Consider the following 13,774-nt stretch of genomic DNA (forward strand, 5'->3'; position numbering starts at 1 on the left):
TAATGCAGCAGTATCATGATCTAATGAAATTCGTTTTGGAGAACGGAACCAAGAAAGAAGACCGTACCGGTACGGGCACGATTTCTACGTTCGGATATCAAATGCGCTTTGATTTGCAAAAAGGTTTTCCGTTATTAACGACGAAAAAGCTGCATACGCGCTCCATCTTTCATGAACTGTTGTGGTTCCTTAAAGGCGAAACAAACATTCAGTACCTTAAAGACAATAAAGTCACCATCTGGGATGAGTGGGCAGATGAAAATGGCAACTTAGGCCCGGTCTATGGCAAGCAATGGAGATCTTGGGAAACTGCTGACGGTCGCACGATTGATCAGATTTCAAACGTGGTTGAACAAATCAAAAAAAATCCTGACTCGCGCCGCCTGCTAGTAATTGCCTTTAATCCGGGTGATGTTGAAAAAATGGCTTTGCCTCCATGTCATGCGTTCTTTCAGTTTTACGTAGCTAACGGAAAACTTTCTTGTCAGCTTTATCAACGTAGCGCCGATATTTTCTTGGGTGTGCCATTTAATATCGCAAGCTATGCATTGCTGGTTCATATGATCGCGCAGGTTTGCAACCTTGAAGTGGGTGACTTTGTTCATACGTTGGGCGATGCGCACATTTACTCGAATCACATTGAGCAAGTGAAAACACAACTTGCCCGCGAGGAAAGACCTCTGCCGCAATTAAAACTAAACCCGGATGTGAAAAACCTGTTCGATTTTAAATACGAAGATATCGAAATCATTGGTTATGATCCGCACCCTGCGATCAAGGCACCGGTAGCAGTATGATTTTAACCCATATCGTAGCATGCTCTGAAAATCGCGTGATTGGAACTCAAGGCGGACTCCCATGGGATCTGCCCGAGGACATGAAGTTTTTCCGAGACACTACGAAGGGACACGTGATGATCATGGGTCGTAAGACTTTTGATTCTTTCCACGGTAAAGCTTTGCCGAATCGTTACCATATCGTGGTGACTCGCGATCCTTCCAAACATTCCTTCCCTTCCACAGAAAAAAGCCCAGTGGTTTTTGTGGCAAGCCTTGAAGAGGCTGTGGAGCACGCCCGTCCCTTAACAGCTCAATGGGGAGAGGAAGTTTTCATCATTGGTGGTGGTGAAATCTATAAGCAGGCCTTTGCTAAAAACCTGACTGACAAGGTCTATCTAACTCTGATCCACCGCGAATTTCCCGGTGACACACATTATCCAGAAATTGACGAAAAATTATTCACTCTCACTCAACGTCGAGACGTGGAGTTGCCTATTCCTTTTTCGTTTCTTACATACCTGAAAAAGTAGGGACCAGATTTGAATCTCATTATGAGATTGCAAGCTTTTTCCCTTAGAGATTTCTGAAAACCACCCGAAAATAGTAGTAAGCAGTCCTGCTCCGCAGGTGTATTTCGAGGTGGGTACTAATGAGCTCAAAACGCTTTCAGACAAAGGAACAAGCTAAGCTTGAGGTTTACGGTCACATCGGCAAATCCGGTGCGCAAATGCGTAACCTGTCTGCAACGGGCGCTTACCTTGAGATCGCAAAAGGAGACTACGTCCCTAAAAAAGGCGACCTTCTAAATCTGACAGTGGAACTCGAATCTCTGAAACGTGTTTACAATGTGGCCGCAGAGGTCGTGTGGAGTAAAGGTTTGGGCCTTGGCATATGTTTTATCCACAAAGACGACATCCTTGAAAGAATGATGGCCAAGGCTGGCGTTTTTTAATATAGTTCCTGTCAATGCAACTTCTCGCACAACATGATCTTAGTTCTTTAAATACCTTGGGTTTAAAATCCCAAGCGGAACTCTATACAGAGTTGCATACATTTTCCGACGTCCAAGATCTTTTGAAAGATCAACAACTAAAAAAAATCACATGGCGTATTTTGGGCGGCGGCTCAAACCTGGTTCTTCCCGCGAAAGTGGGGGGATTGATCATCCGCTTGGCCAACAAGGGTCGCGAGCTTGTGCACGAAGACCATGAAGCTTGGTATGTGAAAGCTCAATCCGGAGAAAACTGGAATGAGTTCGTTCGTTGGACTTTGGATATGGGTTTCTGGGGCTTAGAAAATCTTTCTTTGATTCCCGGAACCGTAGGTGCCTCACCAATTCAAAACATCGGAGCTTACGGCGTTGAAGTGAAAGACACGATTTACGAAGTCAACTGCGTGGATCTTGCCACGGGTGAAATGAAAAACTTCACTAATTCTGAATGCCAGTTTTCATATCGTGATAGCTATTTTAAAAATGCAGGCGCCGGAAAATATCTAATTTGGGAAGTAACATTCAAACTTCCTAAGCAAAACAATTTGCATCTTGAATACGGCGATGTTCGCAAAGAATTGGAACGCCAAGGTTTGGAAGCTAATCCCCGTAACATTTCGAAAGTGGTTTGCGAAATCCGCTCTAGCAAGCTTCCCGATCCTGCTGTTATTGGCAACGCTGGAAGCTTTTTTAAAAATCCGATCGTACCCGTGGCACTTCGTGACCAGTTGCTGTTGAAATATCCATCGCTCGTCAGCTTTCCTTATGCTGATGGCAAAGTAAAATTGGCTGCAGGTTGGTTGATTGATCAAGCCGGTTGGAAGGGCAAACAGATCGGCCCCGTAGGCATGTTTGAAAAGCAAGCGCTGGTTTTAGTCAATCACGGCGGAGCTGATTCAGATGACGTGTGGACGACAGCCACTCAGGTCTGCGCCGATGTAAAAGCACGCTTCGGCGTCGAGTTGGAACCAGAACCTATTCGCTGGTAACTGGCTCCGCTCAATCAGAACTATCTAGAAGAAATTCTCATCATCGAAATCATAGTCGCGGCAATAAGCATTCTTTTTGTTGTAGTACTTGTAGTTTGCGTTGCAGGGATCGTAGCTAGAGAAAGCCCATTCCTCCCCCTGCCATACTTTTTCGATGAAGTATCTTTTAGCCGGTTTGAATTTTTGAACGTGATGATATTTGAACGTTAATTGTTTCAAAGCTTCTTCCTTGCTCTTACCTTGGAAGACCATTTGGTAAAGGGCTGCGGCCTCCCCAGATCGATCCGCGCCACCTTGGCAATGAATCAAGATCGGGCGTGGAGCCATGTTTAACAAATCCAAAAGCTTCAAAAGATTTTTGCGATGAGGAATCTCTTCCGCAGTCATCGGAATATCGTAGTGAATAACTCCCATGTCTTTAGAGACAGCAAGTTCTTGCTGCCACCACAACGAAAGAGGCTCTGCCCCACGCAAGTTGATAATCGATTGGATCTTGTGCTTTTTGAGGTAATGTTTAAGCTCCAAAACATCCAACTGGGCAGAACGGTACAACTGACCTTTATCAACTTCGTGGAAGTTTGGACCAAGAATATCACTGGCAAAGGCTGGCTTAAAAACCATCAAGGAGAACAATAAGATAAACAGCTTTTTCATAGGGCGTTGGGCTTACCAACACCTGCCCCGCGTTAACCAGAACTTTCCCCCAAATTGCAAAAGGTGCCTGCCCATTTTTTTTGGAGTGACGTCGTATTTCTGTCGGTTGTCACATTCTTAGACAAGGTTTTTGCCGCCATCTTAAATATAGGCTAGCTTAGCAAGGCTTTAGAATTGCAAAGGAACTCGCCATGGATTCGCGTTGGTTGAAAATCATTTTTAGCATTCTTGCCGTTCTATCCATCTATTCTTTGGACGCTAGCGCTGCCTCTGCCGAAAGCTGCGAACCTAGCCGCCGCGCAGGCCTAGCGATGGACCAAAGAGACGACAGCAGATTCAACTGCCTTAAGAAAAAGAAAGCCCAACTCAACGTCGCTCAATGCCTGACGATCGCTAAATCCATGGAGTACTCAAACAACGCCGAAGAAGCTCGCTTGATTTGTTTGTACGATTTAAAATCCGTCACCCTTAAAGAATGCGCAACGATCGCCAAGAACATGGAATACGCAGACTCAGGCGACGAGACGAAATGGCACTGCATCCGCGAGTTCAACAAAACGATCACTAAAAAACAGTGCACCCAACTGGCAAAGTCGATGAGCTACCCATCCAACACGGATCGAGCCCTCATCTACTGCGACAACGAACTACAATAAACCCAGAAGTAACCACGAACTGGCCCACTAAAACACGAACAATTGTCTAAAATAGTTGTAAGCCCGGGTTACCTCTGGGATGCCGCAGCACTATGGACCCCAAATCCCGACTAAAGTCCTGAACATTACACCAACATTACAGGTTTGTAAAAAACCAGACTTGCCTCCCGCGTCCAGCAAGACCTATTCTGTCCTCATCAGAAGGACTCTTGTCCTAAGGAAAGGGAGAATCATTCAAATGATTCAGTCTATGGAAAAAGAAAAAGCGAAGAAGACTAAGATTATAGTGAAAGCGCCGACTCAAGAACGTTCCCGCCAGACAGTAAGCACTATTCTGGATGCATGTTCTCGCTTGTTGGTTTCTGAAGGATTTTACTCCATTACAACTGACAAAATTGCGAAGGAAGCAGGAGTGAGCATTGGTTCACTTTATCAATTCTTCGGCAATAAAGAGTCCGTGGTACAAGCGGTTGTAAAAAACCTGATGGAAGAAGACAAACGCATCTTGAGCGAAAAAATGCGTTCGATCTTTCCTTTGCCTCCGGAACAAAGAGTTCGCGCTATGTTAGAAGTAGCTTTCGAAACTTACCGCAGACAATACGAGTTGCGTGCGAAGCTAACAACGATTCAATACTACGTTGCCGACGCAGCCTACATTTCTGAGTCTATCCGTTTTTTCCAAGAGATCATTCGTTACAACCTTCCCCAAGTACCGGGCAAGGATATGGATAAAATCTCTTACGTGATCGTGAATGCGTTCATGGGCCTTGCAAACACAATGGCGATCGATAATCCAAACTACATCAACGACCCAACAATCTTAAGCGAGATGACGAAGTTGTTTATGAAGTACTTGGATCTTCCAGTTGAAACTGCTTAAAGCTAGAACTAAAAAACCCGGTAGAAATACCGGGTTTTTTAGTTTTTGATACAGTAATTACTAATTAATTTTTTCAGATGCTATCTCACGGCCGTTCTTATGGGCCAAGGAAACTAAAGCAACATTATACTTGTCTTTGGGGACAGAGACGATCGTACGCGACGGGATCGTAATCCCCTTTTTTATCACCGAGTACGTTAAATGCGGATTGAATGCCAAAGTTCGTTGGTGGTCCCCATCGAACCACTTGACCAAATCACGGTATTTGATCGGTTTAGGTAGCTTCAATTCCCGAGAATCTAAAGGCTTGGACCACAATACCACGCCGAAATAATCATTGGCGTTACGTTCAACCTCTAAGGCCGCCAAAAAAGAAGCATAGAAATTTCTGGAAGCAAAACCAAAGCTTTTTCGCGAAGAAACATTGTCTACAAGATAAGAAAGATCTCGCGATTTATATCTCTTTACCATCTTCGCCACACCGGTCGGTCCATGGTTGTAGCCAGTCACCGCCAAAGGCCATGATTCCAACATATTATAGTTGGAACGTAAAAGGCGGGCTGCAAATCTTGTCGCTTCTAAAGGATGATTTCTTTTATCAACAGATTTGGAAATCATATTATACGGACGGGCTGTATAAGGCATAATCTGCCACATTCCGCTGGCCCCTACTTTTGAACGCGCGTTCACGTTGAAGGAGCTTTCAACATAAACCAAGCGGACCAATTCGACCGGAAGTTTATTCGACCTAAATATCTTTTCCATGTCCTCGATATAACGACCTGAATAGAAAATCGCTTTTTGCATTCGATCTTTTTGACCCAGTTGAAAACGCAAATTCCCACGCTGCTCTTTGTTGAGCTTCAGTTTGTCACCGATCTCTTCTTTAACTAAATCAATGCGTCTTTGTCTTTCTCTCTCACTTTTTAAACCTTTAAGGTCGACGACGCGATAAATCTTTTCTACGTTTTCGGAATCGTGGATAATTCCTTGTTCTGAAGTGTACTTAGAGTAAACATCCACCCAGAATTGAACCTGTTTTTCCATCCCTTTCGGAGTAGAAAAAGCTTTCGAGGAATATCCCAGCGTATTGCTTTGATTTTTATAGATAGGAGCACGCCATGAGCGGCTCTCTGCCTGAATTTGCGGAACGACTCCCGGAATAATGTCGTTCAAATCCTGTGCGTGAACGACGGGGGAAATCAATGCTGTAGTTAAAACTGAAACGACGAAGTTCTTCACGAGCTCACTCCTTCCTGGTGTGTTCTCTTCAGTGATTCTTATTTTAACAAACTTTTCAGAAGATTATCAAAATATTGTCGAACCGCCGCCTCATCCGTTGCGCCATTGTATATAAAGGAGAACGTAATAACTCGTCCGTCTTCAAGTCCCGCGTAACCTGCTAAAGTTACGACGTTATTAATATATCCCGTTTTAGCGCGCACCCAGCGTTCGGCATTTGTTCCTTTCATTCTCTTTTTTAGGGTGCCATCAATTCCTGCAATAGGCAGACTTTGCAGGAATTCGGGTTGCACACGGAAGTCGTTGCGCAGATGTTGGAGCACTTTCCACATAGCATATGACGACATTTTATTTTCACGCGTTAGACCCGATGGACTCTCTAAGTGGTACTGATCTTTAGGGATTTGCAAAGCTTGCATGTGTTCTTGAATCGCGACCATGCCATCTGCAAGTGTGACACCTTTTTCTTTTTTCAAGGTGCCCATGTTTTTCGTCAGCATCTCGGCCACATAGTTATTCGAGAATTTATTCATATCCGCGACGATGGCTTCGATCGCTTTACTTTCAGCTTCTGCAGCCAGGGAAGCGGTGGAAGGAGTGTTACCTGTTTTGACCGCCCCAGTGACCGATACACCACGCTGAGATAAAAATGCTTTTAAGTTATAACCTGACCAAAGGTCTGGCTGCGTGATGTTTTTAAAGATTGTTACTTCCTTAGCGTTCACACCGATGCTGCCGCCCACGTGCAAAAGATCACCATCAAACTTTGGATCTTCTTTACGATCTGCAAAAACTTCCCCGCCGCCTGCTTTGGTTTTAGTCTTTGCAACCAACCGGATGTATTCGTTTTCTGGATCTGCGTAAACGCGAGCATCGTCGCCGGATTTAGCGCCCGGGCGTACAAAGATATTTATCGAATTCCAATTAAAGGACATTGCACCGACGGGAGCATCGTATGCACGGTCTACACGCTCTTTTTGACGACTGATATCGTAGCGCATTTTATCAAATAAGCTATCGTCCACGACGATATCACCTTCCACTCGTTTGATATCGTTACGCAAAAATGCGTTCACTAAGAACCACATGTTTTCTGAAACAAACGAGGGGTCACCGCCACCTTTTAAGTACACATTGCCTTTAAGAACACCTTTTTTATCAACGTCACCGGTGATCCAAATCTGTGTTTTGAATTTATGACCTGGAGGAAAAGTCGCGAGCACCGCTGATGCAGTGGCAATTTTAGAAATGGACGCTGGAATCATCAACTTTGTGCCGTTGTTATCAAGCAGGACCTTTAGGTTTTCACCCTCGCCCACTGAAGCATACATGCTAAGATCTGACAGCTGGACCTTGCTCTTTTTCGCCAAACTTTGCATTTCGTCTTGCGCGAACTTCGCATCCAAATTTGCTTTTGCTGAAAAACTAAACAGCATCGCTGTCGTAAGAATGAAAAATCGCATTTGGAGTCCTCCATGATCAACAATATCAACGCAGTTATAACCCGAATTGAAACCTACTAGACAATGGTAGCGATCGCTAAATGAATTCGCAACAATTTCAGGCTCTGTTGATAGACTGAGTTCCATGAAAAAGCGCGAATGGCTCATTGTTATATTTCCACTTCTAGTGACTTGGTTGTTCGACCGCGTAACTAAATTGTGGGCTGCTGATATCACGGCTGTGAAATCATATGGTCCGCTACACTTTGTATTGCATCACAATCACGGCGCAATGCTAGGCCTGTTTTCAGATTTGCCATCCGTTTTGCGTATCGTTTCATTGTCGACGGGTGGCGCTTTTCTTTTATGTACGTATGCTTTGATTCAATATCTTTTACCCATCAAATCGCTGACGCTTCGTACAGGTTTATCTATTCTGATCGGTGGTATCTTAGGGAACGTGGCGGATCGTATCGCTTGGGGATACGTTGTCGACTTTATCGTCGTGGGTACTCCATCCCTTTCTAGCCCGGCTTTCAATATTGCCGATGCTTTGCAATGGGTCGGTTACGGATTGATCGTCCTGGCGATCATTCGCGAAGGTGAATTGCTTTGGCCGGAAAACAATTCTCGTAAGAAATTCTGGGTGAATCTATCGTTCCAGTTGAAATATTGCATCTTGATGATGGCTGTGGGACTCAGTTTAACTTTAATCAGCCTGGTATTCTCTTACACATACTTGCGCGTTACGATCACGGAACTTGTCGGCAGCAATCAATTCCTTTTGAATAAATTCCTGGTTCCCTACGTGATCACTTTCACGATCATCTGTATCGCGTTCTGTATGATTACTTTCGCTGTTGGTAAAGTTTTGTCCCACCGAATTGCAGGCCCGATCTATGCTTTCGAAAGATACATCAACGGTATCTTTGCTGGTGAAAACGCCCGCGTTTTCAAAGTCCGCAAGGGCGATGAATTCAAAGAACTTGAACAACTAGCGGCGGAGATCTCTAAACGACTGGCCGTCATTAAGTCAGAACGCACCGTGAATGTCGTTGAGTTTTCTGACAGCGGCAGCGACCCAGATACAAAAGCACAAAACGAATAAAAAAAAGCCGGGTTCATCACCCGGCTTTTTTTTTACCTTTAGTTCATTGCTCTTGGGAAGAGTGGGGTCGTGTTATCGAAGTTCAGCTTGTAAGCCGGGAAATCAATTTCCAGTGCGATCTTTAGCAGATCATTCACGTTGTCAACGAAGTGGAACTTCATCTGAGATTTGATTTCCTGAGGAACCTCGCGCAAGTCTTTTTCGTTTTTCTTACACAAGATAGCCTCGGTCACTCCAGCTCTGTGAGCCGCAATGATTTTTTCTTTAATACCACCGACCGGCAAGACGCTGCCACGAAGCGAGATCTCACCTGTCATCGCCAATTTAGGGTTCACAGGTTTTTTCAACATCTTCGAAGCAATCGACGTCAACATTGTCACCCCTGCTGAAGGACCATCTTTAGGGATGGCTCCCGCAGGAACGTGAACGTGGACTTCTTTTTTAGTGAAGTCGATTGTAGGATCCATCAACGGCAAGCGCGCTTTAAGCAAGCTCATCGCGATTTTCGCGGATTCCTGCATCACTTCGCCCAGTTGCCCCGTCAACAGCAATTGACCTGAACCTGGCATTTCTTCCGTTTCGATGAACAAGATGTCACCACCCACCGGTGTCCATGCAAGCCCTGTCACCACACCCGGTGGCATCGCCGATTCCGTCAATTCGGAAGAGAATCTTTCTGCGCCAAAAATTTCATCCAAATCGTTAATATCAACGATCAGTTTCTGCTCTCCGGCTTTTAAGATCTTCAAACTCATAAACTTGCAAATTGTCGCAATTTTTCTTTGCAGCTCACGAACGCCGGCTTCACGGGTGTAGTCGGTAATCATTTTTGTCAAGGCACCTTCGGTGATCTCCATTTGAGACTCCTCGATACCGTGCTCTTTTAACTGCTTCGGCCACAAGTGGCGTTTTGCGATGTTTTTCTTTTCCTCGATCGTATAACCGGTAAGCTCGATCACTTCCATACGATCCAATAAAGGGCCTGGAATTGTATCAAGTGCGTTAGCCGTTGCGATAAAAAGAACTTTCGAAAGATCAAATGCCGTATCCAGGTAATGATCTTGGAAAGAATTATTCTGCTCAGGGTCCAAAGTCTCCAACAGGGCACTTGCAGGATCGCCGTTAAAGCTGCGCGATAGTTTATCGATCTCATCCAGTACGAATACAGGATCGTTTTCACCGGCCTTTTTAATTCCGGAAATCACTCGACCCGGCATTGCTCCGATATAGGTACGGCGGTGACCGCGGATTTCCGCATCATCACGCACCCCACCTAATGCCACCCGCACGTATTTCTTATTCAGTGCGCGCGCAATACTTTTACCAAGGGAAGTTTTACCTACACCTGGAGGGCCTACGAATAACAGAATCGAACCTTGATGCGATTTACGCAGTTTCATGACGGCTAAATGCTGCAAGATTCTTTTTTTAATTTTATCCATGCCAAAGTGATCTTCGTTCAAAATCGCTTCGGCCTTTTCTAAATCAATTTCTTGATCCGCTGATGATTTTGCCCACGGCAAATCTGTTAGCAAATCCAAATGCGTACGGATGATTTGGTATTCAGGCGATGCTGAATTCATATTCTCCAAACGCTTCAACTGCGAATTTGCCAATGCCAACGCTTCGTCAGGCATTCCCGCCTCAAGGATTTTTTTACGGAACCCTTCGGCGACATCATTGTTGTCTTCATCACCCAGCTGTTCCCGAATGACTCGCATTTGCTCGCGCAGAATGCTTTCTTTTTGACTTTGATTGATGTTCTCGGTCAGTTTCTGACGAATATCCAATTGGATCTTCAATCGCTCCTTTTGTTCCTTCATCAGGTCCAAAATTTTTAGAGCACGTTCACGTACGTCAGCCGACTCTAAAATTCCTTGCTTATCAGCCAAGGAAAAATCAGCATGAGCTGCACACACGTTAGTCAGCAACGAGAGCTCCTCGATCTCTGCGATCCACTCCTTCACTCGGCGCATGTGCTTACCCAGTAAATCAACTGTCTCGTAGGCGATTTGTTTGAGGCTCTCAAGCAAGGCTTCCTCGGTCTTACGATCTGCGACCAGGATATCTTCAACTCCTTCCGTCAAAGTCTCATAGATTCCATTTTCAAATCTCATTTCACGCGCACGAATGCGCTGATGAGCATTGACGAAAATCGTAAAGCTTCCATCATCTTCTTTTTTATGGGATTCAATTTTACAAAGAGTTCCGACAGTATGCATATCCTCTGGCTTTTCAACAGTGCCTTCAGGATTTTTCTGTGAAAGTAAAACAATCCACTTTTGGTTGGTTAGTGCTTTTTGTAAAGCTTGAATACTGCGGTCTCTTCCAACCCGCAAAGGCATGCTGACACCGGGAAACAGAACGGCATTTCTTAGCGGAATAACAGGAAGGTAACCAGATACGAATGACATGGTCTCACCTTTCCCCTGCTGTGAGTGCAGGGTCATAAGTTAATCATGTATCCGTTTTTTCAACCGTCAAGGTGAGGGTTAATAAACAATTCCCACATCTTTGATGCGAGACAGATAATACCGTTTATTAGTATTTTCTCTCTGACAAAGGGCCATAAGATAGTCGCCATCTGGATTACGTACGATTCCAATCGGGCTCACACGGCGCGTTTCGCCCTTAGCTGAGCCACCATCATATACGAGGTCCAAATCTTTTTTAGTATGAATGGATTCGATCATAGTCTTAAGAGATACATCGTTTACAGAGTGCATCGCATAGTCTTTCCACCACAATTGCTTACCTTGGCTCTTAATTGCTTTCGCGAGAGTCGCCTCTTCGCCCATTTTTTTAAAGCATTCCAAACCAACATATAAGCAAGCCTTAGCATCATCATAAGCGCGATGTGCCTGACCGCCATCGATATTTAGATGCTTGATCAAAGTTTGCAGTTTGTGATTTTCAACACCATGAATCCACTTACGTGAAAGGAGACTTGTGCAAAGAGCCGGCTCCATCGGCAAAGACAATCCCGCTTTTTCAAAATCGATTGTCAAAAAACCTAAATCGAAAGGAGCATGGTGAGCCATAACCACCGAGCCTTTAAAAAAGGCATGAATCTCGTGAATCTTTTCGTTCATATCAGGCGCATCTGCCACCATCATGTTGGTGATGCCGTGGATGCCGATAATAAAGTCGCTCATTAACTCGCGCGGTTTTAAAAGGAACTGCAGGCGATCTACTTCCTGACCTTTAAAGTACTTCACGGCTCCGAATTCGACGATGTCATATCCCACTGGATAGGCGCCGCTGGTTTCAGTGTCGAAAGCGATATAAGAGTACTCATCTAAAGGCAGTTCTAAATTCATGGGGTATACATACCCTGTCAGCAGGGTTTTGGTCCAGTATCGTATCGGCTTTTCTTTGATTTTGTACTTTCTTCGTTCACAATGAAATGCACTATCTATGCGAAGATACATCAGTTTTATCATTACACTCTTAGGTCTTAGTTCTGCTGCTTGGGCAGCGGAAAATACTCCTACGTTCAAACTAACGGGCGATGTTTCGCTGCTTTCTCAATATGTTGAGTACGGTTTGAACCAATCGGAAGGCTCTCCTGCTTTACAAGGGTCGTTCTGGTTTAACTTTGGACCTCAGTTCCGCATGGGACTGTGGGGTTCAAATACGAACTATAAGAACAGTGATGATCATTTCAATTTACGCGGAAATGCTGATATCAAAATCGATTTCAGCCAAGATTCCCACGCAACAATCGCCTATAGCTACAGCAAGTTCTTTAAAGAAGGCGATCGTGACGGTCAAATTCTGGGGCTGCATTTGAATTTCGGTTCCTATCGCCTCACTTACGACAGCTTAAGCAATTGGGAAGGCACACATAGCAGATCGTCGCGTATTGGATTTGGCAAAGAGACTGTCGTGTTCACAGATTGGAAATGGGATCTGGAAGCAGGTTATAATTCACCGAACGTGACCGGCATCAGCAGCTATTTTGATCTGCGCACGGCTCTTGGTACAAACTGGGGTGTGATTTATTTTGAAGGTGCCGTGACCGGCACCACTGCAGCCAGCGACCTTGATGGCACTGGCGACGTTTATTTTATTCTGTCAGCGAAGACGGGCTTTTAGCAGCGTCTTTTAATTCATCATCAACTTGTTGTTTCAGAGGCTTTTTAGCGTGAGCTTCCTCTTTACGGCGAGTTGATACTTGATGAACAAAGTTATCATACACAGACATATCTACTTTTTGTTCACCAAACATAGATTCCAACTTACGTTGCTTACGACCGTCTGATGTCAGCTCTTTTTGTGCAATCTTAACTTTGATAAAGCCAACCAATTTCTTAGGATCAACCTCACCTAGTTTTTCTTTAACGCTGATAGCACCACTCACAGTCACTGTGCTACTTTCCAAAGATGCAGATACTTTATTACGAACGATATCTAAACGTTGTGAAGCCACGCGGTTTGCTGTCATCGCAGAACTGTCAGGTACGGATTGAACGAACAATCCAGACGTCAATTTAATCTCTGCGTCTTTCAAACCTGCCGTTACACCTTTGATTTTATCCATCACTTGAACAAAATTAGCATTCGGTTGTGAAGTTCCACGTTCAAACAACATGTAATCAGGGATGTCGAAATCAAAACCCTCGGGAGTGACTACCACATTTTTAGCGACGTCATTCATCTGGTCGGCCATGTAAGCAGCAACAACTTTTGCAGAACCCATATCCAATAGATTTGGAGTTTTATCCATTGGCTCCATGAAACTTTGGAAGGCCTTTAACGGCTCATTCAAAAGATCCAGGAAAAGTTTTTCAAGAGTCAGTTCAACCCCGAAGTTTTGGAAATTATATTCAATAACTGAAGGCGTAGAGAAATAATCTGATACGGCTTTTTTTGTTTGGTCAGATTGACCAACAATCCACATAACCAGGAAGAAGGCCATCAAGGCCGTCATAAAGTCAGCAAGGGCAACCTTCCAGGAACCCCCGTGACCACCGCCACCTTGGACGATGATCTTTTTGATGACGATTGTCTGTTTCTTCTCTGCCATGAAT

At 44.6% G+C, this 13,774-nt stretch carries 14 protein-coding genes; 8 read left to right on the top strand and 6 right to left on the bottom strand.

All coding sequences use genetic code 11. The features are described from left to right. Window positions 1–2: 2 nt before the first annotated feature. The 4 genes from B9G69_RS05280 to murB all read left to right on the top strand — a co-directional run bounded on the left by B9G69_RS05280 (window position 3) and on the right by murB (window position 2,759). Window positions 3–797, top strand: a complete 795-nt coding sequence (locus B9G69_RS05280) for a thymidylate synthase (protein ID WP_088615462.1) — start codon at window positions 3–5, stop codon at window positions 795–797. Continuing rightward, the gene (locus tag B9G69_RS05285) at window positions 794–1,309 is read left to right on the top strand and encodes a dihydrofolate reductase (RefSeq protein ID WP_265437992.1); all 516 of its coding nucleotides are present in this window, start codon (window positions 794–796) and stop codon (window positions 1,307–1,309) included. The genes B9G69_RS05280 and B9G69_RS05285 overlap by 4 nt, the downstream gene beginning before the upstream one ends. A gap of 119 nt (window positions 1,310–1,428) precedes the next feature. Continuing rightward, complete coding sequence (locus B9G69_RS05290) at window positions 1,429–1,731, top strand: PilZ domain-containing protein (protein ID WP_088615464.1); 303 nt, start codon at window positions 1,429–1,431, stop codon at window positions 1,729–1,731. A gap of 14 nt (window positions 1,732–1,745) precedes the next feature. Continuing rightward, entirely contained in the window at window positions 1,746–2,759 is a 1,014-nt protein-coding gene (murB, locus tag B9G69_RS05295; protein ID WP_088615465.1) for a UDP-N-acetylmuramate dehydrogenase, read from the top strand. A gap of 24 nt (window positions 2,760–2,783) precedes the next feature. Here murB and B9G69_RS05300 read toward each other — a convergent pair whose 3' ends face one another. Next, window positions 2,784–3,413, bottom strand: a complete 630-nt coding sequence (locus tag B9G69_RS05300; protein ID WP_088615466.1) for a tyrosine-protein phosphatase — start codon at window positions 3,411–3,413, stop codon at window positions 2,784–2,786. Between the two features lie 191 nt (window positions 3,414–3,604). On the opposite strand from B9G69_RS05300, the gene B9G69_RS05305 reads away from it, so the two are divergent. Both B9G69_RS05305 and B9G69_RS05310 read left to right on the top strand, forming a co-directional pair. Further along, complete coding sequence (locus tag B9G69_RS05305) at window positions 3,605–4,069, top strand: hypothetical protein (protein WP_088615467.1); 465 nt, start codon at window positions 3,605–3,607, stop codon at window positions 4,067–4,069. A 238-nt stretch (window positions 4,070–4,307) separates the two neighbouring features. After that, window positions 4,308–4,949, top strand: coding sequence for a TetR/AcrR family transcriptional regulator (locus tag B9G69_RS05310; protein WP_088615468.1), 642 nt, complete (start codon window positions 4,308–4,310; stop codon window positions 4,947–4,949). A gap of 60 nt (window positions 4,950–5,009) precedes the next feature. Here the strand turns inward: B9G69_RS05310 and B9G69_RS05315 are convergent, their stop codons facing one another. Beyond that, the gene (locus tag B9G69_RS05315) at window positions 5,010–6,191 is read right to left on the bottom strand and encodes a lytic transglycosylase domain-containing protein (protein ID WP_265437993.1); all 1,182 of its coding nucleotides are present in this window, start codon (window positions 6,189–6,191) and stop codon (window positions 5,010–5,012) included. 38 nt (window positions 6,192–6,229) lie between these two features. Beyond that, a complete protein-coding gene (dacB, locus tag B9G69_RS05320; RefSeq protein WP_254916865.1) occupies window positions 6,230–7,654 on the bottom strand; it encodes a D-alanyl-D-alanine carboxypeptidase/D-alanyl-D-alanine-endopeptidase in 1,425 nt (474 codons plus the stop codon). 124 nt (window positions 7,655–7,778) lie between these two features. On the opposite strand from dacB, the gene B9G69_RS05325 reads away from it, so the two are divergent. Continuing rightward, on the top strand, window positions 7,779–8,741 hold the full coding sequence (locus B9G69_RS05325; RefSeq protein WP_088615470.1) for a signal peptidase II: 963 nt from the start codon (window positions 7,779–7,781) through the stop codon (window positions 8,739–8,741). 38 nt (window positions 8,742–8,779) lie between these two features. Here B9G69_RS05325 and lon read toward each other — a convergent pair whose 3' ends face one another. Further along, window positions 8,780–11,155 carry an endopeptidase La gene (lon, locus tag B9G69_RS05330; protein WP_088615471.1) on the bottom strand — a complete coding sequence of 792 codons (2,376 nt, stop codon included), beginning with the start codon at window positions 11,153–11,155 and terminating at the stop codon, window positions 8,780–8,782. A gap of 78 nt (window positions 11,156–11,233) precedes the next feature. Further along, complete coding sequence (locus tag B9G69_RS05335) at window positions 11,234–12,061, bottom strand: exonuclease domain-containing protein (protein ID WP_088615472.1); 828 nt, start codon at window positions 12,059–12,061, stop codon at window positions 11,234–11,236. A gap of 97 nt (window positions 12,062–12,158) precedes the next feature. On the opposite strand from B9G69_RS05335, the gene B9G69_RS05340 reads away from it, so the two are divergent. After that, complete coding sequence (locus tag B9G69_RS05340; RefSeq protein WP_088615473.1) at window positions 12,159–12,839, top strand: TorF family putative porin; 681 nt, start codon at window positions 12,159–12,161, stop codon at window positions 12,837–12,839. Here the strand turns inward: B9G69_RS05340 and B9G69_RS05345 are convergent. Beyond that, window positions 12,811–13,770, bottom strand: a complete 960-nt coding sequence (locus tag B9G69_RS05345; RefSeq protein ID WP_088615474.1) for a flagellar motor protein MotB — start codon at window positions 13,768–13,770, stop codon at window positions 12,811–12,813. The two genes, B9G69_RS05340 and B9G69_RS05345, sit on opposite strands and share 29 nt — an antisense overlap. Window positions 13,771–13,774: the final 4 nt, after the last annotated feature.

This window comes from Bdellovibrio sp. SKB1291214 (genome assembly GCF_002209355.2).
Taxonomy (GTDB): Bacteria; Bdellovibrionota; Bdellovibrionia; order Bdellovibrionales; family Bdellovibrionaceae; genus Bdellovibrio.

Coding starts and splice junctions, on each gene's coding strand:
- B9G69_RS05300 (WP_088615466.1), bottom strand. CDS start 3,413: ATGAAAAAGCTGTTTATCTTATTGTTCTCCTTGATGGTTTTTAAGCCA.
- B9G69_RS05340 (WP_088615473.1), top strand. CDS start 12,159: ATGCGAAGATACATCAGTTTTATCATTACACTCTTAGGTCTTAGTTCT.
- B9G69_RS05325 (WP_088615470.1), top strand. CDS start 7,779: ATGAAAAAGCGCGAATGGCTCATTGTTATATTTCCACTTCTAGTGACT.
- B9G69_RS05310 (WP_088615468.1), top strand. CDS start 4,308: ATGATTCAGTCTATGGAAAAAGAAAAAGCGAAGAAGACTAAGATTATA.
- B9G69_RS05345 (WP_088615474.1), bottom strand. CDS start 13,770: ATGGCAGAGAAGAAACAGACAATCGTCATCAAAAAGATCATCGTCCAA.
- B9G69_RS05305 (WP_088615467.1), top strand. CDS start 3,605: ATGGATTCGCGTTGGTTGAAAATCATTTTTAGCATTCTTGCCGTTCTA.
- B9G69_RS05335 (WP_088615472.1), bottom strand. CDS start 12,061: ATGAATTTAGAACTGCCTTTAGATGAGTACTCTTATATCGCTTTCGAC.
- B9G69_RS05285 (WP_265437992.1), top strand. CDS start 794: ATGATTTTAACCCATATCGTAGCATGCTCTGAAAATCGCGTGATTGGA.
- B9G69_RS05290 (WP_088615464.1), top strand. CDS start 1,429: ATGAGCTCAAAACGCTTTCAGACAAAGGAACAAGCTAAGCTTGAGGTT.
- B9G69_RS05280 (WP_088615462.1), top strand. CDS start 3: ATGCAGCAGTATCATGATCTAATGAAATTCGTTTTGGAGAACGGAACC.
- dacB (WP_254916865.1), bottom strand. CDS start 7,654: ATGCGATTTTTCATTCTTACGACAGCGATGCTGTTTAGTTTTTCAGCA.
- murB (WP_088615465.1), top strand. CDS start 1,746: ATGCAACTTCTCGCACAACATGATCTTAGTTCTTTAAATACCTTGGGT.
- lon (WP_088615471.1), bottom strand. CDS start 11,155: ATGTCATTCGTATCTGGTTACCTTCCTGTTATTCCGCTAAGAAATGCC.